At 38.2% G+C, this 26,159-nt stretch carries 26 protein-coding genes; 4 read left to right on the top strand and 22 right to left on the bottom strand.

The features are described 5' to 3' along the window. Positions 1-11 precede the first annotated feature (11 nt). The 6 genes from pyrR to HMPREF2731_RS10670 all read right to left on the bottom strand — a co-directional run bounded on the left by pyrR (position 12) and on the right by HMPREF2731_RS10670 (position 5,067). Positions 12-551 (bottom strand): bifunctional pyr operon transcriptional regulator/uracil phosphoribosyltransferase PyrR, encoded by a 540-nt coding sequence (gene pyrR / locus HMPREF2731_RS10695; RefSeq protein WP_002295862.1) that lies wholly within the window; start codon positions 549-551, stop codon positions 12-14. A gap of 235 nt (positions 552-786) precedes the next feature. Then, a complete protein-coding gene (locus HMPREF2731_RS10690) occupies positions 787-1,698 on the bottom strand; it encodes an RluA family pseudouridine synthase (RefSeq protein WP_002309325.1) in 912 nt (303 codons plus the stop codon). Continuing rightward, complete coding sequence (lspA, locus tag HMPREF2731_RS10685) at positions 1,695-2,159, bottom strand: signal peptidase II (RefSeq protein ID WP_002309326.1); 465 nt, start codon at positions 2,157-2,159, stop codon at positions 1,695-1,697. Before lspA ends, HMPREF2731_RS10690 begins: the two co-directional genes overlap by 4 nt. A gap of 4 nt (positions 2,160-2,163) precedes the next feature. Further along, a complete protein-coding gene (locus HMPREF2731_RS10680) occupies positions 2,164-2,850 on the bottom strand; it encodes a CBS domain-containing protein (protein ID WP_070872932.1) in 687 nt (228 codons plus the stop codon). Further along, entirely contained in the window at positions 2,837-3,223 is a 387-nt protein-coding gene (locus HMPREF2731_RS10675; RefSeq protein ID WP_002309328.1) for a hypothetical protein, read from the bottom strand. Before HMPREF2731_RS10675 ends, HMPREF2731_RS10680 begins: the two co-directional genes overlap by 14 nt. Before the next feature lie 173 nt (positions 3,224-3,396). Then, a complete protein-coding gene (locus HMPREF2731_RS10670; RefSeq protein WP_002313787.1) occupies positions 3,397-5,067 on the bottom strand; it encodes a formate--tetrahydrofolate ligase in 1,671 nt (556 codons plus the stop codon). 182 nt (positions 5,068-5,249) lie between these two features. On the opposite strand from HMPREF2731_RS10670, the gene HMPREF2731_RS10665 reads away from it, so the two are divergent. Further along, positions 5,250-5,480, top strand: coding sequence for a cold-shock protein (locus HMPREF2731_RS10665; RefSeq protein ID WP_002309330.1), 231 nt, complete (start codon positions 5,250-5,252; stop codon positions 5,478-5,480). Positions 5,481-5,583: 103 nt separating this feature from the next. Here HMPREF2731_RS10665 and HMPREF2731_RS10660 read toward each other — a convergent pair whose 3' ends face one another. After that, positions 5,584-6,033, bottom strand: a complete 450-nt coding sequence (locus tag HMPREF2731_RS10660) for an EbsA family protein (protein ID WP_002309331.1) — start codon at positions 6,031-6,033, stop codon at positions 5,584-5,586. 78 nt (positions 6,034-6,111) lie between these two features. Here HMPREF2731_RS10660 and HMPREF2731_RS10655 point away from each other — a divergent pair, with 78 nt between their 5' ends. Next, positions 6,112-6,516 (top strand): ribonuclease HI family protein, encoded by a 405-nt coding sequence (locus HMPREF2731_RS10655; protein WP_002309332.1) that lies wholly within the window; start codon positions 6,112-6,114, stop codon positions 6,514-6,516. A 46-nt stretch (positions 6,517-6,562) separates the two neighbouring features. Here HMPREF2731_RS10655 and HMPREF2731_RS10650 read toward each other — a convergent pair whose 3' ends face one another. From HMPREF2731_RS10650 to alaS, 3 genes are all read right to left on the bottom strand, one after another. Beyond that, positions 6,563-7,711 (bottom strand): cation diffusion facilitator family transporter, encoded by a 1,149-nt coding sequence (locus tag HMPREF2731_RS10650; protein ID WP_002309334.1) that lies wholly within the window; start codon positions 7,709-7,711, stop codon positions 6,563-6,565. A gap of 122 nt (positions 7,712-7,833) precedes the next feature. Then, positions 7,834-8,430, bottom strand: coding sequence for an ECF transporter S component (locus HMPREF2731_RS10645; protein WP_070872930.1), 597 nt, complete (start codon positions 8,428-8,430; stop codon positions 7,834-7,836). A gap of 205 nt (positions 8,431-8,635) precedes the next feature. Further along, positions 8,636-11,278, bottom strand: a complete 2,643-nt coding sequence (gene alaS / locus HMPREF2731_RS10640) for an alanine--tRNA ligase (RefSeq protein ID WP_002313789.1) — start codon at positions 11,276-11,278, stop codon at positions 8,636-8,638. A gap of 393 nt (positions 11,279-11,671) precedes the next feature. Between alaS and HMPREF2731_RS10635 the strand changes: the two genes are divergently transcribed. Further along, the gene (locus tag HMPREF2731_RS10635) at positions 11,672-12,103 is read left to right on the top strand and encodes a GNAT family N-acetyltransferase (protein WP_002309339.1); all 432 of its coding nucleotides are present in this window, start codon (positions 11,672-11,674) and stop codon (positions 12,101-12,103) included. A 44-nt stretch (positions 12,104-12,147) separates the two neighbouring features. Here HMPREF2731_RS10635 and HMPREF2731_RS10630 read toward each other — a convergent pair whose 3' ends face one another. Next, a complete protein-coding gene (locus HMPREF2731_RS10630; protein ID WP_002309341.1) occupies positions 12,148-13,497 on the bottom strand; it encodes a DEAD/DEAH box helicase in 1,350 nt (449 codons plus the stop codon). Positions 13,498-13,566: 69 nt separating this feature from the next. Next, entirely contained in the window at positions 13,567-14,730 is a 1,164-nt protein-coding gene (locus HMPREF2731_RS10625; RefSeq protein WP_070872928.1) for a VanZ family protein, read from the bottom strand. 128 nt (positions 14,731-14,858) lie between these two features. Here HMPREF2731_RS10625 and HMPREF2731_RS10620 point away from each other — a divergent pair, with 128 nt between their 5' ends. Then, the gene (locus HMPREF2731_RS10620) at positions 14,859-15,182 is read left to right on the top strand and encodes a hypothetical protein (protein WP_002313792.1); all 324 of its coding nucleotides are present in this window, start codon (positions 14,859-14,861) and stop codon (positions 15,180-15,182) included. A 39-nt stretch (positions 15,183-15,221) separates the two neighbouring features. Here HMPREF2731_RS10620 and HMPREF2731_RS15395 read toward each other — a convergent pair whose 3' ends face one another. The 10 genes from HMPREF2731_RS15395 to HMPREF2731_RS10580 form a co-directional block, all read right to left on the bottom strand. After that, complete coding sequence (locus HMPREF2731_RS15395; protein ID WP_256337603.1) at positions 15,222-16,166, bottom strand: AbgT family transporter; 945 nt, start codon at positions 16,164-16,166, stop codon at positions 15,222-15,224. Continuing rightward, positions 16,141-16,419 carry an AbgT family transporter gene (locus HMPREF2731_RS15390; RefSeq protein WP_256337602.1) on the bottom strand — a complete coding sequence of 93 codons (279 nt, stop codon included), beginning with the start codon at positions 16,417-16,419 and terminating at the stop codon, positions 16,141-16,143. The genes HMPREF2731_RS15395 and HMPREF2731_RS15390 overlap by 26 nt, the downstream gene beginning before the upstream one ends. Before the next feature lie 32 nt (positions 16,420-16,451). Next, a complete protein-coding gene (locus HMPREF2731_RS15385) occupies positions 16,452-16,778 on the bottom strand; it encodes an AbgT family transporter (RefSeq protein WP_256337601.1) in 327 nt (108 codons plus the stop codon). A gap of 220 nt (positions 16,779-16,998) precedes the next feature. After that, on the bottom strand, positions 16,999-18,417 hold the full coding sequence (gene pepV, locus HMPREF2731_RS10610) for a dipeptidase PepV (protein WP_070872927.1): 1,419 nt from the start codon (positions 18,415-18,417) through the stop codon (positions 16,999-17,001). Between the two features lie 88 nt (positions 18,418-18,505). Beyond that, positions 18,506-19,855: an APC family permease gene (locus tag HMPREF2731_RS10605; RefSeq protein WP_070872925.1), complete on the bottom strand. Its 1,350-nt coding sequence runs from the start codon at positions 19,853-19,855 to the stop codon at positions 18,506-18,508. Between the two features lie 63 nt (positions 19,856-19,918). Beyond that, positions 19,919-20,872: an L-threonine 3-dehydrogenase gene (locus HMPREF2731_RS10600; protein ID WP_002309349.1), complete on the bottom strand. Its 954-nt coding sequence runs from the start codon at positions 20,870-20,872 to the stop codon at positions 19,919-19,921. 101 nt (positions 20,873-20,973) lie between these two features. Further along, positions 20,974-22,164, bottom strand: a complete 1,191-nt coding sequence (locus HMPREF2731_RS10595; protein WP_070872923.1) for a glycine C-acetyltransferase — start codon at positions 22,162-22,164, stop codon at positions 20,974-20,976. Between the two features lie 495 nt (positions 22,165-22,659). Then, complete coding sequence (locus tag HMPREF2731_RS10590) at positions 22,660-23,343, bottom strand: HD domain-containing protein (protein WP_002313797.1); 684 nt, start codon at positions 23,341-23,343, stop codon at positions 22,660-22,662. Positions 23,344-23,423: 80 nt separating this feature from the next. Then, positions 23,424-24,920, bottom strand: a complete 1,497-nt coding sequence (locus tag HMPREF2731_RS10585) for a carboxypeptidase M32 (RefSeq protein ID WP_002309354.1) — start codon at positions 24,918-24,920, stop codon at positions 23,424-23,426. Between the two features lie 45 nt (positions 24,921-24,965). Beyond that, complete coding sequence (locus tag HMPREF2731_RS10580) at positions 24,966-26,132, bottom strand: THUMP domain-containing class I SAM-dependent RNA methyltransferase (RefSeq protein WP_002309357.1); 1,167 nt, start codon at positions 26,130-26,132, stop codon at positions 24,966-24,968. Between the last annotated feature and the right edge of the window lie 27 nt (positions 26,133-26,159).

Here is a 26,159-nt window from a genome sequence, read left to right as displayed (position 1 = left end):
TTCTCTCTCCTCTAATCTTCCTCTTTCAAAATCATGATGCGATCTTGTCCATCAAGCTCTTGCATCTCTACTAAAATCTCTTCCGCCCGAGATGTTGGAATGTTCTTCCCAACATAATCTGCACGGATTGGCAATTCTCGATGCCCACGATCTACTAGAACTGCTAATGAAATTTTTCTTGGTCTGCCAAAATCCATTACTGCGTCCATTGCCGCTCGAATCGTTCGTCCTGTATACAAAACATCATCAATCAAAATAACTTCTTTTCCTTCTAAGGAAACTGGGATGTCAGAAGAATGAAGTTCCGGTTCTTCTGGATTTTCTTTTTTGTCATCTCGGTATAAAGTGATATCTAGTTCTCCTACAGGAATATCGATATCTTCTAGCTGCTTCAGACGTTCAGCGATTCTTGATGCAATGTAGATTCCTCGTGTTTTGATACCTACCAATACGATATCTTGGATACTATGGTTTCTCTCGATAATCTCATAAGTAATTCGAGTCAATGCTCGCTTCATCGTTACCTGATCTACTACTTCTTTTGCTTGCATTTTCATTCCCCCTACTTTTTTGCATAAAAAAACTCCTGCCCTAAAAGGACAGGAGGGATGTTTAGACTGAGCGTATACTGATACACTGATAGCTATACTATGTCAATGAGCAATTTACTTTATGGCGCACCATACGTATCCTTGCTCCCACCCTTCTTAGCCTCACGGGACTAAACTTAAAGGAATTCTATTAAGTTTTATGCTTTCGTTGTTAATTACTATACCGTTATCTAAATTAAAATGCAATGTTTTTTCTTAATTTTTCTAAAGTTTTTTCAAAAACTTCTGGAAGAGGTGCTTCAAAGATCATCTTTTCGTTTGTAGTCGGGTGCGTAAAACCTAACATTTGCGCATGGAGAAACTGACCATTGCCTTTCAAAGTTTTCTTCGGTCCGTATACTGGATCTCCAGCTAACGGATAACCGATATACTTCATATGCACGCGGATCTGATGTGTTCTTCCAGTTTCCAGTTTTAATTCAACTAGAGTAAATCCTTCAAAACGTTCCAATACAGTAAAATGCGTGACAGCTGGCTTTCCATCTTCTCTTATCGCCTGCATTTTTCGGTTTTCTTTCGAACGGCCGATTGGCGCATTGATCGTGCCTTTTTCGTGAGGAATCTCTCCATGGACTAAAGCAACATATTTACGTAAAGAAGTCTTATCTTTTAATTGCTTAGCTAATGATTCATGTGCCTGGTCATTTTTGGCAACCATCAGCAAACCTGAAGTATCTTTGTCGATTCGGTGGACGATACCCGGTCGGATAACTCCGTTGATCGTAGAAAGATCCTTGACATGATACATCAGCGCATTGACCATTGTACCATGCGTATGACCTGCTGAAGGATGAACGACCATTCCTTGGGGTTTATTGATTACCGCGACATCTTCATCTTCGTAAACAATGGTCAACGGGATGTTCTCTGGGACAACATCTAATGTTTCTGGTTCAGGGATCAAGACAGTGATCTCGTCTCCTTGTTTTACTTTGTAATTTGCTTTGACTGGTTCTCCATTGACAGAAACCGCACGTTCTTTCAGCCACAATTGAATTTGCGAACGGCTGTAATTACTGAATAGATTAGTCAATACTTTATCGATCCTACCAGATTCATGATAAATCGTTGTTTTAAGTTCTGTCATTTTTTTCTTTGATCCTTTTCATCTAAAATAATATAAATTAATATACAGATCACTCCGCATACAAGTGTCACATCTGCTACATTGAAAATTGGAAAGTTCATAAAGTCTGTTTGAAACATATCTACTACATAGCCAAGTCGGAGACGATCAATAAAGTTACCTATCGCACCAGCTAGAATCAGGCTCAATCCAATCATGAACCAGCGATTACCTTTTTCACGATTTTTAATCATCAATGTGAGAATCACAACGACTGCAATGAGTGTCACTATAGTAAAGAACCACATCTTCCCTTCTAGCATACTCCATGCGGCTCCAGTGTTTCGAATATGATTCAGTGACAATATACCTGGTATAAGACTTTTCGTCTCTCCAAGCGCTAAATTATCAGTGATCCACCATTTGACCAGCTGATCCACTCCCACTAGCAGAGCGCTGAATATCCAATAAATAATTAACAAAAAATCAATCCTTTTCTATTTGTTTATAAATATCGCGAGGTCGTATGATCCCAAGCAGATTACCATCTTTAGTGATAAGTACGGCTTCCAAAGTTCCTTGCTCACGAAACATCGCTTCAACCTCGTAAATATGTGTTTTAGCTGGAACAAAATGATAATTTGTGTACTTCCCATTTTGGATAATCAAATCCAATGCTCGTTTATTTGTTAAATCAACAGGACCTTTTTGGCTTTCTTTTGCTAGCCAAAATCCGATATTCCGTAAAGTAATCAATGCTACAAATTTTCCTTTATTATATAACGGAAACTGTGAATACCTTTTTTCTGCTACTATCTTTAACAGTTCAAGTAGCGGAAGATCTTGCTCAAAACCGGTTACACGTTTTGCAAATCGAGGTAGTACGGTTTCTGGGCGTATCAGTTCTTGTTCGATCAGCTGGATTCGCTTGACTGTCCAATCATTTGGTTCTGCAATGACAAAATCGACGGCGATTCGGTCATGGACGATTGCATTCCTTAACTGAGCAAGCTGTAAAAGATCATCTTCATATTTTCTGATCATCAATTGTTTTCTTTGAGCTAGGCGTCTGACAAGTTCGGTAAATCCCATGTTTCGTGCATTTCCCATCTCGTCTCTCATCCATTTTTCGATTCGATTGAAACTGATTAAAAAAAGATCAGAGTTTGCCATAATTTTCCTCCTTGATCAAATATGCCCGGTTTTTTATATAGAAAAAGAACGCAAACATCACGACAACTGCAAAAAAACTGAAAAATAGATTTTGTAGGAAAACGGCCCCCAACCCAGTTGCCAGAAATAAGAACGGGTAGATTTGAAGAATCAAACTATTCATTGTGATCACATAAACAGGCTTTGCTTCTTTCACTGTATAAACGGGGCTTTTTAGCCAATAAAAGGTGACCTGCATCGTAAAGGGAACTTCCAGATCAAGCGTTATCTTTTGTTCATGATTGAGAAAACTGCGTTTTTCATTATTGATTCTTAATTGAATCGAGCTGCCCATACCGTAAAAACCGGTTTTTCTTATAAATGTCGTTTTCATCGTACCCTCCTATTATGCTTTAGTATAGCTCAAAATACAATAAAGAAAAAGAATGATCCTAGTGCAAACACAATTAATCTCTTGACACCTTCAAAAAAAGAAGCTGTAGTCAAAATACAGCTCCTCTTATGTTTAATGAAAGTCATTTAGTATACGGTAGATTATAATCAAGCTTAAAACAAACCAAATACTTCTCCGTCGTTTGTCACGTCCATATTTAATGCAGCAGGTTTTTTAGGCAAACCAGGCATCGTCATAACATCCCCAGTTAAGGCTACTAAAAATCCTGCCCCTACTTTTGGGATGATTTCTCGGATGGTGATGGTGAAATCTTCAGGTGCGCCTAGCAATGAAGGATCATCAGAGAATGAATATTGGGTTTTCGCCATACAAATCGGCAAATTATCCCATCCATTTTTCGTAAATTCTTCTATTTGTTTTTGCGCCTTTTTACTAAAAACAACACCATTTCCTCCGTAGATTTTCTTGACGATTGTTTCAGTCTTTTCTTGTATCGTTTCTTCTAGGAGATACAATGGCTTGTAATCAGCTTCTTTTCTATCAATCAATCGTACCACAGCTTCTGCTAAATCAACGCCACCTTCTGCTCCATTTGCCCATATACTTGCTCTTTTAGCAAGGATTCCCTGATCTTCGCACAAGTGCTCCAGCAGTGTAAGTTCACTATCTGTATCTGTTACGAATTCATTGATTGCAACGATCACAGGGAGTTGGTATTGTTCCATGTTACGTATATGACGTTTTAAATTTGCAAAACCTATTTTCAAAGCGTCAAGATTCTCATTTTTAAGTTCATCTTTTTTCATTCCGCCATGCATTTTCAATGCGCGGATTGTTGCGACGATCACCACTGCATCCGGCGCTTTTTTCAAGTTAGGTACTTTGATATCTAAAAATTTCTCTCCGCCAAGATCTGCACCAAATCCTGCCTCTGTGACAACGTAATCTGCTAATCTCAATGCTGTCTTGGTAGCTAAAATACTATTGCAGCCATGGGCGATATTGGCAAACGGTCCCCCGTGGACAAAAGCTGGTGTTCCGTAAATTGTTTGTACAAGATTCGGTTTGATGGCATCTTTCAGCAGTAATGCCAGAGCGCCTTCTGCTTTCAAGTCTCCAGCAGTCACAGGCTGACGGTCAAATGTATAGCCGACAACGATTCTTGCAAGACGAGCCTTTAAATCTTCGAGGTCTGCCGCAAGACACAAGATAGCCATGATTTCGCTAGCAACTGTGATATCAAACCCATCTTCTCTTGGGACACCTTGGATTGGCCCACCCAAGCCAACGATTACTTTACGCAGTTCACGATCATTGAGATCAACTACCCGTTTCCAAATCACTCGGCGAGCATCGATGTTCAATTCATTTCCTTGATGAATATGATTATCTAAAAGAGCAGATAATGCATTATTAGCTGTTGTGATAGCATGCATGTCACCAGTAAAATGCAAGTTGATATCTTCCATAGGCAATACCTGTGCATATCCTCCGCCTGCAGCACCACCTTTGATTCCCATCACAGGACCAAGTGAGGGTTCTCGCAATGCAATAACAGATTTTTTATTGATTTTATTGAGCGCGTCTCCTAACCCTACAGTGATTGTTGACTTTCCTTCGCCAGCTGGTGTTGGATTGATGGAAGTAACTAAGATCAAATGCCCTTCAGCGTTATCCTTTGAGCGATTGATTCCAGAAAAATTGATTTTCGCCTTATATTTCCCATACAGTTCCAAATCGTCTTCCTTAAGATCTAATTTACTAGCTACTTCAATAATCGGTTCTAGATCTGTTTCTTGTGAAATTTGCAGATCACTCTTCATTTGATTACCCCTTTTCACGAACTTTATTTAAAAAAATACCTTCTTTGTTAAGATATGCCAATTATACCTTGTTTTATTCAGAAAAAAAACATTAAATTACGGGTTTTTAATTTATTTGACGTACTTATAAATACTCTTTATAATGAAGGCTATGATCAGACTTTAGAAAGGTCGTGAGTGCTTTGACCACAGGAATTGTAAAATGGTTTGACAACAAAAAAGGATACGGCTTTATCAGTTATGATGACACAGAAGAAATTTTTGTACATTTTACTGCGATTGAAGAAGAGGGATTCAAAACTTTGGAAGAAAATCAAGTGGTCGAATTTGAGATCATCGAGGGGAATCGAGGAACACAAGCTGCCCATGTCAAGAAAGGCAGTGTTCACACTTCCGAATCCAGTATACATTGATTTAGATAATCAAATAGAGTGAGACGCTTAACGGGTTGATCCGTACGTCTCACTCTTTTCTTTTCCTACAAAGATTCATTTCTTCAGGGCCTATTTTTTAAAATTAACTTTTTCTATTTTTCGTATATGGGGTATTATTTCTTTGCTGTTGAGAAGATGGTCCTACTTTAGGCCCACTTTTTTCAAGATGATCAAAAAGAACCACTTGATCTTTTTTTCGCATCATAAAAACAGATGGGGCTTTCTCATTTTGCAATGTCATTTGTACTCCTGTATTAGTCGGTGTCAAAGATCGAATCTGTCCGACAGTTATTTCCCGGTCTTTCCAAAAAGCAGCATAGCGTATGATGACCGAGTTGGATTTTAAAATAAAAGAACGCCGCCATCCTAGAAATAGAAAAACAAGAAAAACACCTAAAACAATATTGCTTTTCCAATACGGACCTGTGTTTTCTAAAGAAAGAATCAGACTAAAAAACAGAATGATCAAGGTCAATGACCAATAGATGATCGTATGTGCCAATTCAGGCTGCCATCGAATATTTTTTTTCATTCTCTAACCTCTCACCGATTCAGTAATGATATAATCTTACCATAACATTAATTTGAACAAAAAGGAGAATCTCTTTTTATGTTAAAAGTATACATTGATGCCTCTACAAAAGGCAACCCTGGACCTAGCGGAGGAGGGATCTTGATTGTCTATCAAGGTAAACAAGAACAGCTATCTATTCCCCTTTCTGTAGGGACAAACCATCAAGCAGAGTTCGAAGTCTTTTTAAAAACTTTAGAATTTCTAAAGAATAAGGGTTTACAGAATGAAACGATTTTCTGTTTTTCAGACAGCAAAACACTGGTTTCTACAGTCGATAAAAACACAACGAAAAACGAGCTTTTCCTTCCCTATCTCCAAAAAATCAAAGAACTTCTGCCCGACTTTTCCTTGTTAATCCTACAATGGTTGCCCGAAAACAAAAACAAAGGGGCAGATAACCTCGCACGACAAGCCCTACAAAAACAATTAAAAGAAAAATAGACTCTTCGAAGAAAAAACTTTAAAGAGTCTTTTTAGTGTCTTGTCTTTAATACAAAAGATAATTGTGATCAAAAGTGATTTCCAAATGATAATCTCCGATTTTTTCTTCTATTTGAATACGTAAAATTCTTTCGAGTTCTGTATCATCAAATTGGAATTTTTCAGGAACAACTACGTCAAACTGCAATGTTTTCCCTTGATGGATGACTCTAAAATCATGTATATCGAGCCCTCTACCTGTTTCAAAAAGAATTTGCTTTAATTGATGCAAGATATTATAGTATTTTTCGTTATCAACAGGCATTGGGTCCAAGTGACAGACAAGTTCTACGTCTAAAGACTTTTTGAAGTCTTTTTCTATCAGGTCAATAATCTTATGTGCTTCATTCAAATTCATTGATTCATCTACTTCGATGTGGACTGATGCAAAGCGTTTATTGGGTCCATAGTTATGCACCAGCAAATCATGATAGCCAAGTATATCGTCGCAGGCATTCAAGTGTTCTTCCATTTCTTCAATCTCTGCTGACGTTGGGCGACTACCTAATAGCTCATATACAAAATTCCGAAGCATCGTTAAACCACTATAAAGGATATATAATGCTAAAGCAAAACCGATATATCCATCGATACGCCATCCAGTTACCCATTCGATTGCTGCTGAAAGCAATACAGCCAGTGTAGTAAAGACATCATTATAACTATCTGTTGCTGTAGCTCTCAATGTTTCAGAATCAATGGATCGTGCAATAACCTGGTACATTTTTCCTTGTGCAAATTTCAAAAAGATGGAAATGATCAGGACAAAAAAGACGATGGGTGCTAAAGAGACATTTTCTGGATGGATGATTTTTTCAACGGATGACTCTAAAAATTGAAATCCTACATAAGTAATGATGATCGAAACAAATAACCCACTGATATATTCGAAACGTTCATGTCCATAAGGATGTTCCTGATCCGCTGGCTTTGCAGCAATTTTAAATCCAATCAAAGTCAATATAGATGAAGCAGTGTCTGATAGACTATTCACTGCATCAGCCATAATGGAGACACTCCCTGAAAAAAGTCCGATCATTAGCTTAGAGACAAACAAGATTAGATTCGTAACCAATCCTAATATGCCAGCTAGTACTCCTTTTTTTGTCCGCTGTTGCGGTATTTGTTTCTTTTTTTCTTCTTGTTTCTTAACCAAGTTTTTTACCCCTTCTTGTTTGCTTGTTGCTCAGGTAAAAAGATGGAGAGGACAATTCTTTTCCTCTCCTCTCTTCCTTTTTCCATCTATCATGCGTCCTACTATTCATTCAAAGATGGCCGTTATTCTGGTTTTAATGGCGTTGCTGCAAATAACGCTTTTGCTAGTAATGGTGTTATGATTCCCGCTCCTATTGCTTCAGGTATCCCATTGATTGCTGCAACTCCTGCTAAGGTTTTAAATAAAAGAGCAGAATCTACACCATAGGCATCTGCCGTTGCACCTGTATAAAATAATCCCATGAATCCTAACACTAAGACTGTATTGACCAATGAACATAATACCCCTGCAAAGACCGAGCTGATCGTTATTGATTTATTTTTTTGATAAATCCAGTGGAAAACCAAACCAGCTACTAAGCCAACAAGCACTCTGGGAACTACCGAAATAATCGGGTTCGTGAATACCAATGTATCAAATGGCGTTGTCGGCATGGCGTAGGCACGGACAATTGTAGCAATTCCCCAAAACAGGCCAATTACCATCCCATCTTTTGGACCCAATACTACTGCGGCAATAATTACTGTAATATGAATAATCGTTAAACTAATGAACCCTAATGGAATAAAGCCAAGCCAAGGTACCATAGCTTGTACGATGATGATTGCTAATAAGATAGCACGTAAGACTAGTCGAAAGGTTTTATTTCTGCTATTCATTTTTTTCACCCCTTTTATTTATACTAATCGTAAAAATTTCTGTCACTTTCGTCAACTAAAGACCATCCGAAATCGACCATTTGATTAGATGCGCTCTTCTATTCCATCGAAAAAAGTATGAGGGCAAGACTATTTGTCTTCGCCCCCATGATCGTGTTTCGTTCAATGATTGAACAGTTGTTTTTTTCTATCAAACATAAACGGTCTATTGTTGCGCAAGCCATTCTTTCGCAGCTTTAAGTGCATCTGGAATACCAGCAGGATTTTTCCCACCAGCTTGTGCCATATCTGGACGTCCACCACCGCCACCGCCTACTTTCGGTGCGATTGCTTTAATCAAGTCGCCAGCTTTTAGTCCAGCTTCATTTGATTCTTTCGTCATTGCCGCTAGCAGACTGACTTTTCCTTCTTGTTCGTTTGCTAAAACAAGAATGTCTGAAATATTTTTTTGTTTCCATTGGTCAGCTAATTGACGCAGCTGATTCATGTCTTTCACTTTTACTTGTGCTGCAATGATTGTTTTTCCATTGATCCTTTCTGGATTCTTGAATACATCACCGGCTTGTTGATTCGCTAACTTGCTAGCTAATTGTTCATTTTCCTTTTGTAGCTCTCTTACTTGCTGTTGCAATTGTTCCGCTTTTGAAACAACTTCCTTCAATTGAGGTGATTTAACAATTGTTGCTACTTGTTTTAGTTGTTTTTCTTCTTCTTCAAGTAGTTCATACGCTTCTTTGCTTGTTACAGCCTCGATTCGTCGCACGCCTGCACCAATTCCTGATTCAGAAACGATTTTGAAGATTCCGATGTTTTCTGTGTTTGCTACATGTGTGCCTCCGCACAGTTCGATTGACCAACCGCCAATATTGACTACGCGAACGTCATGTCCGTATTTTTCACCAAACAAAGCCATTGCACCCATATTTTTGGCTGTATCGATATCTGTTTCAATTGTTTCAACTGGGATAGCTTCCCAGATTTTTTCGTTGACGATTCTTTCCATTTCAGCTAATTCATCTGAAGTGATTTGACCAAAATGGGTAAAGTCGAATCGTAAATGTCCAGGAGCGACTAAAGAACCAGCTTGATTTGCATGCTCGCCAAGTACTTCTTTCAATGCTTTGTGCAGTAAATGGGTTGCTGTATGGTTTTTGATGATACGGTTGCGCATCGATTGATCGATCAATAGATGATAAGTTTGTCCTTCGCTCATTGGTGCTTTTACTTCTACTGTGTGCATAAATTGACCATTAGGCGCTTTTTGAACATCTGTAACAACTGCAACGATTTCTCCTGCTTCATCCATGATCCAACCTTGGTCTGCTACTTGGCCACCCATTTCTGCATAAAAAGGTGTTTGGTCAAAGATCATTTGAGCTTCACCTTCTGCGATTTCATTCAGAAGAGATTCGCCTTTTACGATGACCAATAATTGACTATCTGATTCTTGCTCCGTGTATCCGATGAATTTACTTTCTACTTTGATATCTGTCAATAAAGCAGATTGTACACCCATTGATTTTTCTGTACTACGGGCAGAGCGAGCACGTTCACGTTGTGCGTCCATTTCTTTTTCAAAACCAGCATGATCAACTTTCAGTCCTTCATCTTCTGCCACTTCTTCCGTTAATTCTACTGGGAAGCCATATGTGTCGTATAATTTGAAGATGTCTTTTCCTGATAGAGTCGTACCGTTTTCGTTTTTCACTTCTTGGATCACTTGATTCAAGATTTCCAATCCTTCATTGATTGTTTCATTGAAACGTTCTTCTTCTGTACGGATAACTTTTTCAATAAATTCTTTTTGTTGAAGTACTTCAGGATAATAACTTACCATGATTTCCCCAACGACAGGGACTAAACGATATAAGAATGCTTGTTCAATACCTAATTTTTTCCCATGCATGACCGCGCGACGAAGCAAACGGCGTAAGACATACCCTCTTCCTTCATTCGATGGTAATGCACCATCGCCAATAGCAAATGAAAGGGCCCGAATATGATCTGCGATTACTTTGTAAGAGATATCTGTTACTGGGTTTTCACCATATTTTACTTGTTTGCTTAGCTTTTCTACGGCGTGGATAATAGGCATAAACAAATCTGTCTCAAAGTTCGTGGGCGCATCTTGAACGATTGAGACCATACGTTCCAATCCCATGCCCGTATCAATGTTTTTATGAGGAAGTGGTTCAAATGTATTATCAGGTTTATGGTTGAATTCTGAAAATACCAAGTTCCAGATTTCTAAATAACGTTCATTTTCTCCTCCTGGATAGTTTTCAGGATCATCTTCTGCTAAATCGTTATAAGCTTCTCCTCGGTCATAGAAAATTTCTGTATCTGGTCCACATGGGCCTGCACCGATATCCCAGAAGTTGTCTTCTACATCAATAATGTGATCTAACGGTAGACCGACTTCTTCATGCCAGATGCGTTTTGCTTCTGTATCTTTTGGATAAACTGTTACATAAAGTTTTTCTGGATCGAATGCCATCCATTTTGGATCAGTCAAAAATTCCCATGCCCAGTGGATGGCTTCATTTTTGAAATAGTCACCAATAGAAAAATTGCCCAGCATCTCAAACATCGTATGGTGACGTGCTGTTTTACCGACATTTTCGATATCATTTGTTCGAATAGACTTTTGGGCATTTGTGATTCTTGGATTTTCTGGTACAACTGAACCATCAAAATATTTTTTCAATGTTGCAACACCAGAGTTGATCCATAATAAGGTTGGATCGTTCACGGGGATCAAAGACGCACTAGGTTCAATTGTATGTCCTTTAGATTGGAAGAAATCAAGAAACATTTGTCGAACTTGTGCACTACTTAATTGTTTCATATCATTATTACCTGCTTTCTATAAATTAAATACAAAAAAACACCATTACAGCCAAGGACGAAAACTCGCGGTACCACCTTGATTGCAATGATGTGTAATCATTACCTCTTAAACTCGATAACGCTGAGCTGCGTCGGTATTTCTACCAAAATAGAAAAAGGGAGCAATTTGATTAGTGACTATTCTTTTTTCAGCCAAGAAAGAATTTTCTGTGAGTCTTAAAAAAACAAATCATGTCCTTTTCGTACTTTAATAAGTATACGCATTCTGTCAATCACTGTCAATATCTCAATTACCTATTTTTATTTCCTTTTGGTCATATTCCATATTTTTTGGTACGATAAGGATAAAGAAATCAATACATCTCTGTTATTCATGATAAGGAGGAATATGATGAAAAAAATAGTTGGCGCAGATGAATGGATCCGCGCAGCTAGCTGCTTTTTGAGATATCAAGTTTTTGTATTAGAACAAGGAATTCCTGCAGAACTAGAATTCGACGGAAAAGATATCCCGCAACAAAACTATTATCTATTTCTTGATAAAAAAAGACCAGTAGCCACATTGCGTTATGAAAAGAAAACACCTACTTGCTTCAAGCCAGAACGCTTTTGCGTAGCAAAAGAATACCGAGGAAAAGGGTTAGGCGGTCAGTTGCTTGAAGCTGCAGAAAAACGGGCGATGTCAGAAGGTTGTCAGACTAGTTATGTAGTAGCTGAAATGACGGCTGTAGATTTTTATGAAAAACAAGGGTATCATACTTGCACGAAACCTTTTATTGAAGATGAAGTACTTTGTATCGGAATGGAAAAAAGTCTCGCTTAAAAACAAGAGACTGTGACAAAAGGCGTGTCACAATCTCTTGTTTTTTATTTATGCGAATTTTTCTTATTTTTACGAGCAATACGACTTTGCTGTCTGCGTTCGATTTTGCGTTCTTTTTTATTTTTTTCTGCAATTGCCCAATCGATTTTTTTCTTATAACCAGGCTTGATCTTTTTCTTTTTCTTCTTCACAAGTCCAATCAGAGTTGGGTCTAATACATCCTTTGATTTTTCTCGTTTGGTACGTCTATTACGATCATATGTTTTAACGATTTCACCATTTTTGATTTCTTTCGGTTCAAATGAGACGCCTAATTTCTCGATCGCATCAATGGCTTGTTCATCGTTTGGTGAATACAACGTAATGGCCGTTCCTTTTAAACCATTACGTCCAGTACGTCCGACACGATGGATAAAGAAGTCCAGATCTTCCGGGATTTCTGCATTGATAACATGAGAAACACCTTCGATATCGATTCCTCTAGCAGCTAAATCAGTCGCTACAACATATTGATACTCCAGATTCTGTACTTGTCGCATCACTCGTTTTCTCTCTCTTGGTGTGATGTCCCCGTGAATCTTTGCTACTTTCAATCCTTGGTTTTTCAAATAATCAGCAATTTCATCCACATGCTGTTTTGTATTGGCAAATACGATTGCTAAATAAGGATGACCAATCGTCAGCAGTTGATAAATCATTTGATTCTCATCTTTACCTTTTGTTGAGATCAGCCAATTTTCGATATCTTCAGAAATAACTGCTTTCGGCTTGATTTCTTCAATGATTGGATTCTCCATATATTTTCGCAAGAATGGACGCAGTTTTTCTGGAATAGTGGCAGAAAAGACTAAGAACTGCAATTTTTCTGGTAACCGACTTGCAATTTGGTCTACTTCATTTAAAAAACCCATATCCAATGTCATATCCGCTTCATCAACAACAAATGCAAATGCTGTGTGAATCTTCAACGCTTGTTCATTCATCATGTCTAATATTCTACCTGGCGTGCCTACTACGACCTGTGGCTGCTGATGGTGCAGACGGTTTAACTGACGCTGTTTGTCTGTCCCCCCGACAAAATTCGAAACACGGATCTCCGGTGTAGAAAATTTAGCGATTTGTGTAGCTGCTTCATAAATTTGTGCAGCCAGTTCTCTACTTGGAGCTGTAATAACAACTTGTACTTCCTCTTTATCTGCATTGATTTTTTCAAACAACGGCAACAAAAACGTATGTGTTTTTCCTGTACCAGTTTGAGATTGCCCAATGATATTTTTTCCTTTTGCAATTAAAGGAATCAAACGTTCCTGGACCTCTGTGGGCTGTTTGAAGCCCTTTGCGGCTAACGCTTCATTGATAAATGGTTTGAAGCGAAATATATCAAAATTATTCATTCGTGCACCTCTTCTCTTTAAATTATCACGACTTTGGCATTATAACATAGACAAAGTATTTTTGCTCAGCTAATTTCGAGAATCATCATCCTTTGTTTGAGTAATCGTGCTAACGGTATATGTGTGACTAGCTTTTTCATAAAACAGAATCCGTTTTTTTCTCAAAAATGATAGCAAGATATTTAAAATAAAAATACCTTGCAGTAGCAAGACACCGAGAGAAATGAATACTGCACTCATCTGCAACACCGTATTCGTTGTCGAATTCATGATTTGCTGAAGCAACTGCCCCAACCAGCTTAAACCATAAAAAAGAAAATATAGATACCCATAGCGGATGATCAATGCTTTCAAAGAAATTCGCTCGCGGTCTTGCTCCACCAAGCGGATGCGTACAACTTTTTTCCCAAGTGTCCATCCATTGGTTATAAACGGTACAATCATAAAGTATAGCCCTACTTCCAATAAAAGCCACCAGATATGAGAAGTAACTGTCCCTGAATCGAACGCAAGTTTAAAGAAAATCGCTGCGATAAAATTGACAATAGATAAAAATGTCCAGTCGATCAAATAAGCGACCAAACGTCGTGTCAACGAGACAGTTTTTCCTTTTTCATAAGAAAGTTCATCCATCCGTCTTCTCGTAGGAAGCATAAATGTAAATAACGGCGTAGCAACAAAACCAATGATTCCACCCAATGTATTTGTCACTAAATCATTCACATCAAATAAGCGGTATGGTCTTGGGTAGATAAAATAAAGGCCACTTAGCTGCGTCAGCTCAAAAAATAGTGATAGACAGAAACTAGCAATCATCGTTTTCATAAAGGAAAGCCGGAAATAATATCTTAAATAAATGCCAAATGGTATGAGTAATAAAACATTAAAAGCTGGTTCCAAAAACACACTCTGCTTCATCGCCGGCAGATAGGTACTAGGTTCAGATAATACCAATACCGTGTTGTCTCTGAAATGTTGCCATGAAGCAAATAAATGCAGCTCCATCTTTGGTCCTGTCATTTGGGCAACCGTCTCCTTTGCCGGAAGTGGTAAGATTACCAGAAAGTATGCACACAATAAATAGAAAACAAAGGAATACAAAATAACTGCCCTTGTTACTAGAAATGTTCCATACTTTCGATATTCATAAATAAAAAAAACAGATGAAATCGCTAAGGCTAAAAATGGAAAAACAACCAGCGCAAAACGAATCGGTTCGATATAACTTGCCATGTGACTCCTCCTTGATTCTTTGTATCTCCCTTATCTTAGCAGTCCTTTGCTGTTTCAAGCAAGTAACGAGGCTATTATTTCTCATTTCTTTCAAAGTAAAGTAAGATAAACTCAAAGGGGGTGTCGAGATGCTGAATATGTACTTTGTTTTTGGCGTACCTATTTTTTTACTGTTCCTTTATGCAACAATTGCTTATGTAAGAAAAAGAACTACGATTCATTATTTAGGATTTATTCTCCTGATTATTTCAGGTTTCATGCTTGTCTTCAACCTTCAGACTTGGCAGCAAGCGCTTTTTGAAATGGATAAAATGACTCCACATGCTTTGTCTAAAATGATTGGCTACCCTGTCTATCTGATTTGGCTTCCCATTTTCATTTCTGGTTGCTTGGTTTTATTAAATATTTATCGCAGTGTACGCCGAATATTTCTCTTACGCAAAGCAAAATAACAGGCAGAAATCGGTTGAACCCGGTTTCTGCCTGTTTTCTCAATTCAAATGCATACCGATCCCTGGTCCTAGCGGTAGCTGGAATACATAATAGAGAATAAATAAAATGATCCATGTGATAGTTAGACTTACAGCATGTGGTAGCATTATGGAAATAATCGTTCCGACACCGGTTTTCTTTTGATATTTCGTGGCAAATGTAACGATCAAAGCAAAATACGGCATCAGTGGCGTGATAATATTGACAGGAGAATCAGCTACTCGATAAGCAGCCAAAACAGCTTCTGGAGCTACTCCCAACTGATAGAGTAATGGAACAAATATTGGGGTTAAAATAGCAAATTTTGGTATCGCTCCCACTAAAATAAAATCAAGAATAAGTGCTAGTGCTAAGAAACTAAGTAACAAGGCTAAGCTGCTCAAATTCATATCTTCAATAATTGTGGCTGAATTGACTGCCCAAACAGTACCTAAATTAGTAAAATTGAAATATGAAATGAATTGGCTAATGATTAACAATAAGAAAATCATCCCGCCTAAGTTGCTGAATACTTTAATAATCGGATTTACTACATCCAAACTGGATTTGACTTTTCCAACTGCCTTTCCAAAACATATCCCTGGAATCAAAAATGAAATCAAGATCAAAGCGATTAAACTATCCATAAAAGGTGTAGAACCAATCAATTCATCAGTTTCAGGATGGCGAAGTGGGGCACCACTTGGTATCGTAATCAACACGATAAATGCCAGTACCACTGTAAATCCCCAAAAAGCCCAATGTAAGCCTTTCGATTCATCGGTAATCTCATCGTTAGCAATCATTCCTTTTTCTTGGAAAGTTCCTAAGCGAGGTTCAATGAGTTTTTCGTTAATGATAGTGGAAACAATCACTACTAAGATGGTTGATGCAATCGAAAAATAAAAATTTGCCATTAAATCAACAGAATAGGATGGATTAATGATAAATGATATGTACTGCATCATTTAATATTTCGGTAAGCATTCCATCCACTGGCGTAATAACTAAGTTGACACCAAATCCTCCTGAAACACCTGCAAAGGCCGCAGATAAACCTGCTAAAGGATGCCGCCCGACTTTATAAAATACTGCTGCACCTAATGGAATCAATACTAGATACCCAGCATCAGAGGCAATACTCGACATTACGCCAAGAAGTACTAGTACCGCTGTCAGACTAGATTTTGGTACTACCTTTACCAGCTTTCGAATCATCGCACCGATTAAGCCAACCTCTTCTGCAAATCCTACAATCCTACGCCTGCCATCGCCACTAAAGTGACTCCAAGAGCCTGAAAGCTCATCAAATTTGAGACGATCGAAGTCAACATAAAACGGATCCCTTCACCACTCAACAAACTTTTTACATGTGTAGTAGTAAGCTCTAGTGCTCCTGTTTCAGCATTAATAGCATCAAACGTAACGTGTTGACCCATTAGATAAAAAATATGAGACAGTACTCCTACAATAACGATCAAAATTAAGAATATAATAGCTGGATGGGGCACCTTGTTCCCTAGTTTTTCTACTGTATCTAACACTTTATCTAATCTAGAATGTTTTTCTTTTGGCATCTATTCTCCTCCTTTTTCAAACCAGATGAAAGAAAAACAAGCTTTTTCTATCATCTGGTTCATTTTTATTTTTAGAAGCTTCTTTACTTCAAGGAAATTGCCGTCTTATTCTCTGCAATCTTTCAAACTTTCATGAATATTCTTTTTTACTGAAGGATACAAACGTTACGAGTGTGAAAATAGTTACGACTGATTGGTAACGTTTTTTCTATGAATACGTTTATTTAACCAAACGGTAGATTGCTTCAGCGTAAATAGCTGTTGCTTTCAAGATATCTTCTACGTACATATATTCATTTGGCTGATGCATTACATTTTCTCTACCAGGAAATAAACTACCGTACGCACATCCTTTTTCCAAGATTCGTCCATACGTACCTCCACCAATTGTTTGTTCATAACCTTTTTCCCCAGTATGTTTTTCGTAAACAGACAATAATGTTTGGATGAATGGATCATCTCCTGAAACATAATGCGGAGTCTTGATATCTCCAATTATCGAAATTGATACTGATTCATTTTGAAGGACAGTCAGCAAGGATTCTTGAATTTTTTCTTTTGTAATCCCTTTTGGATGACGAATATTAAGAATGATCTTTTTCTCTCCTTCTTGCTGATAAATGAATACATTAGCACTTGAAGTCACTTTTCCCATCACGTCACCTTCATAATCGACCATTAACCGATGCCCATTAAAGTCTTCATGCAGATAATTGGCAATGACAGAAAGATAAGCAGATCCTGAGCTGTCTAATGGATATTGATGCAAAAAGTCGGCGAGATAAGTTCCCGCATTGATACCAAATTTTGGTTCTTGGGCATGTGCAGCTTTTCCATACAGAACGAAGGATGCTTCTCCTTCCTTATATTCAAAAGTCCCTTTCAATTTTTTGTCATCTAGATATTTTGTATATCCAGCTTCTAAAGAAGATAACTTTTCCAAATCAGGAATTTCCAAGACGGCTATTGCCTCGCTTGGTACCATATTTGCACGCAAACCAGAAGAGAATCTTTTCAGTTGCATTTTGTCTGCCTTTTCTTCCTTCAAAGAAAAACTCAGCTCGAAAGATAAAATCCCTTTTTCACCATTAATGATTGGGAAATTGGCATCTGGCGAAAATCCAAATGCTGGCATTTCTTCTTTTTCCATATAATGATGGATACCTATCCACTCACTCTCTTCATCTGTTCCGAAAATGAATCGAATTTTTTTCGATGTTGATAATTGCAGTTCTTTGATAATTTTCATCCCATAATAGGCAGCAATACAAGGACCTTTGTCATCACTTGAACCTCTTGCGAACAATTTCCCTTCTTTGACGATTGGTTCGAACGGATCAGTTGCCCACCCTTCTCCTGGCGGTACGACATCTACATGTCCTAAGATACCAAGTGCTTCTGCTGTTTCTTCCCCATATTCTATATGTCCGGCTAGATTATCAATGTTTTTAACTCTGAAGCCATCTCTTTCCCCAAATGACAGTACTTTTTTCAATGCTAAAGCAGGACCAGCACCTAGTGGATATTCATCTGTCTGATGTTCGATATCCCTTACACTATTGATGCGTAGCAATTCACTTAAATCCTCTAGCAACATCTCTTTTCTCTTTTGTGCTTCTTGCAACCAGTTTATTTCCATAAGATCCTCCTTGGTAGAAATGACTTAATTTCTTAACGGGTATTTATGGTCAAAAGTTTGTTTCCAATGAATTTCAAATCATTTTTTGCTATCTACGTTTCAAATAAAGGTAAAACGGGACACCAGCAAGTGTCAATGCAATCCCCATCGAAGCTAAAAAAGTTTGAGTGATAAGTGTGCTTGATACAATAAAGGTTCCTCCAATGATTGCTACTAATGGGATAAACGGATACATTGGAACTTTATATGGTCGAATCAGATCAGGTTCTTTTTTACGAAGAAGGATGACACCAACAAAGACCATCGTATAAAAAATCCAAATGGCAAAGATCAGCATATCTGTTAGTGTATCAAAACCACCGACCATCATCATGCCAATAGCGATGACTAGCTCTAAGATACCCGCGGCTACAGGAACTTTAGTTTTATCATGAAGTTTAGCAAAAAGCTTGCTAAAAGGCAGGTTGTTTTCTTTTGCCATAACGTAAGGAAGACGCATTCCAGTAAGAGTATAGCCATTGATAGTTCCATAAACAGAAATCAAGATACCAACTGTGACTAGTCTTCCACCAAAGCCGCCAAAAATCATTTTTGCAACATCACTTGCCGCATTGCTGTTTCCTACGACTCCGTCGATAGACGCAGTTTTTAAGAAAACCGCATTTACTAATAAATAAACGATCATGATTCCGATGATTCCTAAAGAAATGGCTTTTGGCAAATCTTTCGCCGGCTTTTTCAATTCTCCCGAAATATTTCCTACGTGTATCCAACCGTCGTATGCGAACATCGTTGCTAGTAAGCCAGCTCCCAAAGCAGAGAAAAATGAAAGGTTTTCTCCTGCTTGGATCGGAAACAGTTGGAAGTCTACTCCTTCTTGTCTGAATAAACCAAAAATAACGATCACAAACAAAGGAATGAGTTTGCAGACAAGCGTAATCGACTGAAAAGCTCCTCCAGCTTTAGAACCTAAAAAATTGATCAGCATGATCGATACAGCAGCTGTAACAGCTACAGGAACAATCATCGACTGGGAAAGATCAAATAAATTGACGAACTGTGTACCGAAAATGATCGACAAGGCTGCTACATTTGCTGGAAAATAAATCACGACTTGAGCCCAGCCAAGTAAAAATGCTGCTGTATTTCCATAAATCCGTTCGATATATTTGATCATCCCGCCTGTTTCAGGAATAGCCGCAGCCAATTCAGCTCCTGTCAGTCCTGCACAAACAGAAATCACACCACCTAGAAACCAGGAAAACATATGCAAACTGACGGTACCTGTTACTTCTGCTACGCTTGCGGCTTTGAAAAACACCCCTGCACCGATCACTGTGCCCATAACAGTCGATAAAGCAGTGAAAAAACCCATCGTACGCTTCAATTCATTTTCCGTTTTTACTTCCTTTATTGGCGTGGCTTGATATTCTTCCATTACTTACCTCCTTACATACCATAGCCAAAAAGTATAGAAACCTTTTTGGCTATAGTTCTTGTTTTATACCGTCTCTGCTAATTTTTCTCTCAGTTTTTCCAACATATCCTTTGTCATTGCATCTAAATCGTATTTTGGTGAAAAGTCCCATTCCTCTTGCGCACAAGAAACATCTAGTGAGTTTGGCCAAGATTCTGCTATCGATTGACGCACAGGATCGACATCGTAATCCATTTCAAAATCTGGTATGATTTTTTGAATAGATGCTTTGATTTCTTCAGGCTCAAAAGACATTGCCGATATATTAAAGGCGTTTCGGTGAACTAGTCGATTAGGGTCTGCGTTCATGAGCTTTATAATGGCATCGATCGCATCTGGCATATACATCATATCCATTGATGTACCTTGATCAATAAAACTAGTGTACTTTCCTTCTTTGATTGCTGAATAATAAATATCGACTGCGTAGTCTGTCGTACCGCCTCCTGGCAAGGTCGCATAAGAAATCAATCCAGGGAAACGGACACCACGAGTATCTACGCCATATTTCACATAATAATAATCACATAGTAGTTCTCCAGCTACCTTCGTTACCCCGTACATGGTTGTAGGGCGCTGAAGAGTGTCTTGTGGGGTATGATCTTTTGGAGTATTTGGACCAAACGCGCCGATTGAACTTGGCGTAAAAAATTTCAGCTGGAATTCTCTAGCGACTTCCAATGCATTGACCAGCCCAGTCATGTTCAAATCCCATGCTAACTGTGGTTTTGCTTCTGCAACAGCTGACAAAAGAGCAGCCAAATGGATCAATGTGTCCACTTGATATTGTTCTGCTATGCTGCGCATTTTTTCGTAATCCATTACATCTAGGATCTCAAAGATATCGTTTTTCCCAATGACTTCAGGCATGCGTATATCTGTCGCAATGACATTTTCACTGCCTAGTTCTTGACGTAGCCGCGTGATCAACTCTGAACCAATTTGTCCTAAACATCCTGTCACCAATACTTTTTTCATGATGATCCTCCCTGATCTTTTTTTACTACTATCTTCAGATGATTAACAATATATGCGTGAACATGTTCTCTAATTTTAAATATGCGAAAAAAATAAATTAGTTAAATAATTTCCATTTCTTTTCCTATTTTTTGATAAATCGCTACTGCTTCATCAAGCATTTCCTTTGTATGTTCCGCAGTCGGCATATTTCTGATTCTACCTGTCCCCAGAGGAACAGTTGGATAAACGATTGGTTTAGCATAAATCCCATGTTCGATCAGTTTCTTAGAGAAAGTCTGAGTCACTTTTTCATCTCCTAAAATAACTGGAGTGATAGGTGTTTCAGACACACCGATGTTATAGCCGACTTTTTTCAATTCTTCTTTAAAATAATTAGCATTTTCCCAAACTTTTTCGACAAGTTCCGGATGTTCTTGCATCAAAAAGATCGAAGCCAACGCAGATGCAGCTGCTCCAGGAGTTAGCGAGGTAGAAAATAGAAATGGCCGGCTTCTGGCTTTCAACCAGTCAATCAGTGTTTTTGAACCAGCTACATAACCCCCAACAACACCTACAGCTTTCGATAACGTACCCATTTGCATATCAATTTTGTCGCTTAATCCAAAATGTTTGACGGTTCCTGCACCTTTTCCAGTTACACCTGAGCCGTGCGCATCATCTACATAGGTGATGAGTCCATATTTTTCGGCGATTGGGATGATTTCCGGCAATCGTGCAATGTCTCCATCCATGGAGAAAACCCCATCTGTGATATACATGATTTTTTTATATTTCTTACTTTCTACGGCTTCCTTTGCTTTATTCTCAAGGTCTTCCATATCTTGATGTTTGACTCGGATGATTGTTGCTCCGGATAAACGACATCCATCAATGATAGATGCATGGTTTAATTCATCCGATAAGATAGCATCTTCTTTTGTCATTACTGCAGAGATAGCGCCCATATTACAGTTGAATCCAGATTGAAAGGCGATTGCAGCTTCTGTCCCTTTGAATTCTGCGATTTTTTCTTCTAATTGTTGATGGATCTTCAGCGAGCCATTGATTGTTCGGACTGCACCTGCTCCTACGCCATAAGTTTCAGTTGCTTCAATACATGCTTTCTTCAATTCTTTGTGATTGGCAAACCCGAGATAATTGTTGGATGCCAGATTGATCATCTTTTTTCCGTCTACGATGATACAAGCACCATTTTCGCTTTCTAGTATATCGATCGTGTTGTACAATCCCTTTTCTTTCAGTTGCTCCAATTCTCTCTCCAAATACGTCATTAACTCTTTGGAAGACATGGTCTCCACCTCCATATTCATCTGTCTTGCAGAACATCCCAAACATATATCTTGTCATTCATCTACGAAGCAAGTATGCCACACGATTGGTAACGCTTACATTAATTATGAGAGTTATTTAACCATATTTTTTATTTACTGCATCTTTTTACTTTCCAAGAACTTGGATAGTATGAAAAGTTAACTTTTAAATAATGGTGGTATATTGATTTACCTAGAAAGAAAACACAACAAAACCATTGTTGGAAGCTAGCTAGATAAAATCTAGTATATTCTGAATTTTTAAACTATTTATCGCATAGACCAATAAAAAATAAAAAAATAAGCAAAAAGCTTTCATCTTTATTTATCAGCAATTTTTAATCTTATTATCTGATCATTTTTTCACAAAATATTTATATTGAATTTGAAAAAAGACTGTGATAAATGTCTTATCACAGTCCCTTCTTCCGAATAAACGGTGTTCTCCTGCCAACTCCTCGGTCACAATCTCCATCATTTTTTGTTATTTTTGATCCAATTTTCTGGTGTGAAAGATGGATCGTCAATAGACCACTCTAGAAAAAATTCTTCTAAAAATTCACGCATAAAGCCTTCTCTACGTTTGGCTTCTTTGTATCCGTAATCAGTGTTCATTTTATCAGGTAACAAGAACAGTTTTTCATAAAAATGATTGATCACTGTCGTGCCTTTTCGGTAATTTTTTTTATCCTTGAATGTTTGTGGATACAGTTCAGAATCAAAAATCGGGTGTCCGTGTCCTCCACCGAAATAAGCAGTTCGCAAAATGCCGATTGCTCCTAACGCTTCGATACGATCAGCATCTTGAACGATCTTCCCTTCCAAAGATAGTTCGACTGCTTCAGAGAGATTTTTAGAAAAGGACATATTTTCGATAATGGCAAAAATCATTGAAATCTGTTCCTCTGTGATTGGCAAAGAGCGAAGAAATACACGAAGCTGTTGCTTTGCTTCGTTCTCATCTTTAACGACTTTATCATCAATCGTATCATGCAAGTAAGCTGCTGCAAGCGTCACAAAACGGTCTGCCTGCGGTTCCGTATCCAAAATTCTCTCTGCTAGCTTGACGACTCTTTTGGTATGATCGCTTCCATGTCCCGTTTGATCATGTGCTAATTTTTCCATGCTATAATCAGCGATTACTTGTAATTTATCCATCCAGTCCACTTCTTTCTTAAGTAAATAGCTGAAAACATCTAATCGATTAGATGAATTCCAGCTATCTTTATAAATAGGTTTTATTTTACTTGATATACATTGAAATATAGCTCTCTCATGTAATCGATCAGATATTGCGGATTAAGTGGTTCATGCGTTGCATCCATAATCAATTGATTTGGCTTTCTAGATGCACCATATTGATGGATATGCTCTGACATCCAATTTTTGATTGGAGAGTAATCATCTGACGCTAGAACATTTTCCACATCTATTTCTTGCTGCAAAGAATGAAGTAATTGTGCCGCATACATGTACCCCAATGCATAAGATGGAAAATAACCAAAGCTTGCACCCGACCAATGAACGTCTTGTAGGATACCTTCCACATCATTTGTTGGTCGTATTCCCAGATACTCTTCATATTTTTGATTCCATATTTCAGGTAATTCAGCAACACCTACGCCTTCATTGAAAATCATTTTTTCGATTTCATAACGAATGATGATATGGAGAGGGTAAGTCAAACTGTCTGCCTCGATACGAACCAAACTTGATTGTGTATGTTTCAATGAACGATAAAACTTGTCAAAAGGAATATCATCGAATGTTCCTTCTGCACATTCCTGGAAGAAAGGATATTGCTTTTTCCAGAAGCTGCGACTACTTCCCACAATGATCTCATTAAACAACGATTGTGATTCATGAATACCCATTGATGTGCCTTGATAAACCGGTGTATAAGCATATTTATCATCGATGTCTTGTTCATACATTCCATGACCAGCCTCGTGGATCACTCCAAAAACAGCCATTTTGAAATCTGTTTCGTTCCAGCGTGTCGTGATCCGTGCATCATTTGGATTGATTCCAGTCATAAATGGGTGGACAGTGTCATCTAGACGACCACGACTAAAATCATAACCAAGTTGTTCGATCACTTTTACTACAAATCTCTTCTGTTGTTCCTTTGTCATTCTCCGATTTAAGAAGTCTGTTTCAGGTTCCGTCCCTTTTTCTTGGAGCGCACGGCGGATCGTAAGAATTCCTTCTTTGAGTTGATCAAATACCTTATCGAGGATTTCAACAGTCATCCCAGGTTCATATTGGTTAAGTAGAACATCATAATCTGTCTTTTCTTCTTTTTTCCAATAAGGTATCAATTGTTTTGTCAATTCGATATTTTGGTTCAATGATTCTTGAAAATCAGAAAACTGTTGTGTTTCTCTAGCTTTTTGCCATTGACCATGAGCGGAAGAAACAGCAGCTGTATATTTTCTCATGAGATCTTCCGGTACGCGATGTTCTAAATCATACTCTTCTTTTACTTTGTCAAAAACGGACGTTCCGACTTCCGATAATTCTTCCGGATGTTCAGAAAAATAGCGAATGGCTTCTTTAATTTTTGGACCGATCTTTTTTGAAAAATAAATACTGTAAAGATAGCTATCTACTTCACTCCGGTATTCACTAGCTTTTTCTGGCATACCTGTTTGTGTATCCCAATCGAGGATTCCTAAAGCTTGTTGTAGAAGATTGATTTCTTTTACTTCTTGTAAAAACTCTTTTTCTTTCATTCCCTATTCCTCCAAACATCCAATTGAATGAATCAATTAGTCAGATTATTCGTCTTTCTCTTTTTTTCTAGGCGGACGAGTTCCCCAATACTGGAACAGATCCGTACGCAAAGCACCATTATACAATTTTCTTTTTTTGGTTGCTTTTTGTCCGTAAAATTCCTCAAACGCTAAGTCGCTAGTCAAGATATATTTACTCCATGTTTTTAATGGACGGAATACATCGCCCATTTCTTTATATAATTTTCGAACGGTTTCTTCTTCTCCTAGTCGTTCTCCGTATGGCGGATTAGCAACGATGACCCCATATTCTTTATCTGTCTTGAAGTCTTTCACTGCTTGTTGTTTAAAGACAATCGAAGAGCCTAGTCCGATTTCTTCAGCATTGGCTTTGGCAATTTCAATCATTCGTCCATTGATATCTGAACCAGTAATATCTAATACAATATCATAATCTGCTTTTTCTTCTGCAGCTGATCGAACATTTTCCATGATTTCCTGACTGAACCAGTCCCAAGATTCGCAAGCAAACTCACGATTAAATCCTGGTGCGATATTATGGCCTATTAAGGCTGCTTCAATACAAAGCGTACCTGAACCACATACAGGATCATAAAATGGACGATCTTTCCGCCAATTTGTCAGCATCACAAGCGCGGCCGCCATGTTTTCTTTCAATGGTGCACCACCTTTTTCTAAGCGATAACCACGTTTGAATAAACTTGGTCCTGTCGTATCCAAAGTTAGCATCACATGGTCTTTCAGCAAAGCTACTTCCAATTGGAAATGTGCGCCTGTTTCCGTCAGCGGAACAGAAGCTGGACGATGATAATACGTGCGAAGACGTTCAACGATTGCTTTTTTTGTGATTGCCTGGCAATCAGGCGTACTATATAGTTTCGACTTGATTGATTTTCCAGCTACAGGGAAAGCTGCATCTAGTGGAAGAAAATCTTCCCAAGGCAATGCTTTTACGTTTTCAAACAATTCATCAAACGTATACGCATCGAATTCCCCAACCACGATTTTTACTCGATCTGCTGTACGTAACCATAAATTAGCTGTAGCGATTGTTTCCATTGTTCCTTCAAATCGTGCACGTCCGTTCTCAACTTGGCATTCAATTCCAAGATCTCTTAATTCTTTACCAACCAGTGCTTCGAGACCGCTTGCCGCAGTTGCGACGAGGTTGAATTTCCTGTTTTTTTCCATACATAATCTCCTTATTTATAAAAAAAG

The sequence above is a fragment of the Enterococcus sp. HMSC072F02 genome, assembly GCF_001837725.1.
Lineage (GTDB): Bacteria > Bacillota > Bacilli > Lactobacillales > Enterococcaceae > Enterococcus_B > Enterococcus_B lactis.
The sequence above is the reverse complement of the archived record's forward strand: the minus strand, read 5'-3'. Positions and strand labels throughout refer to the sequence as shown.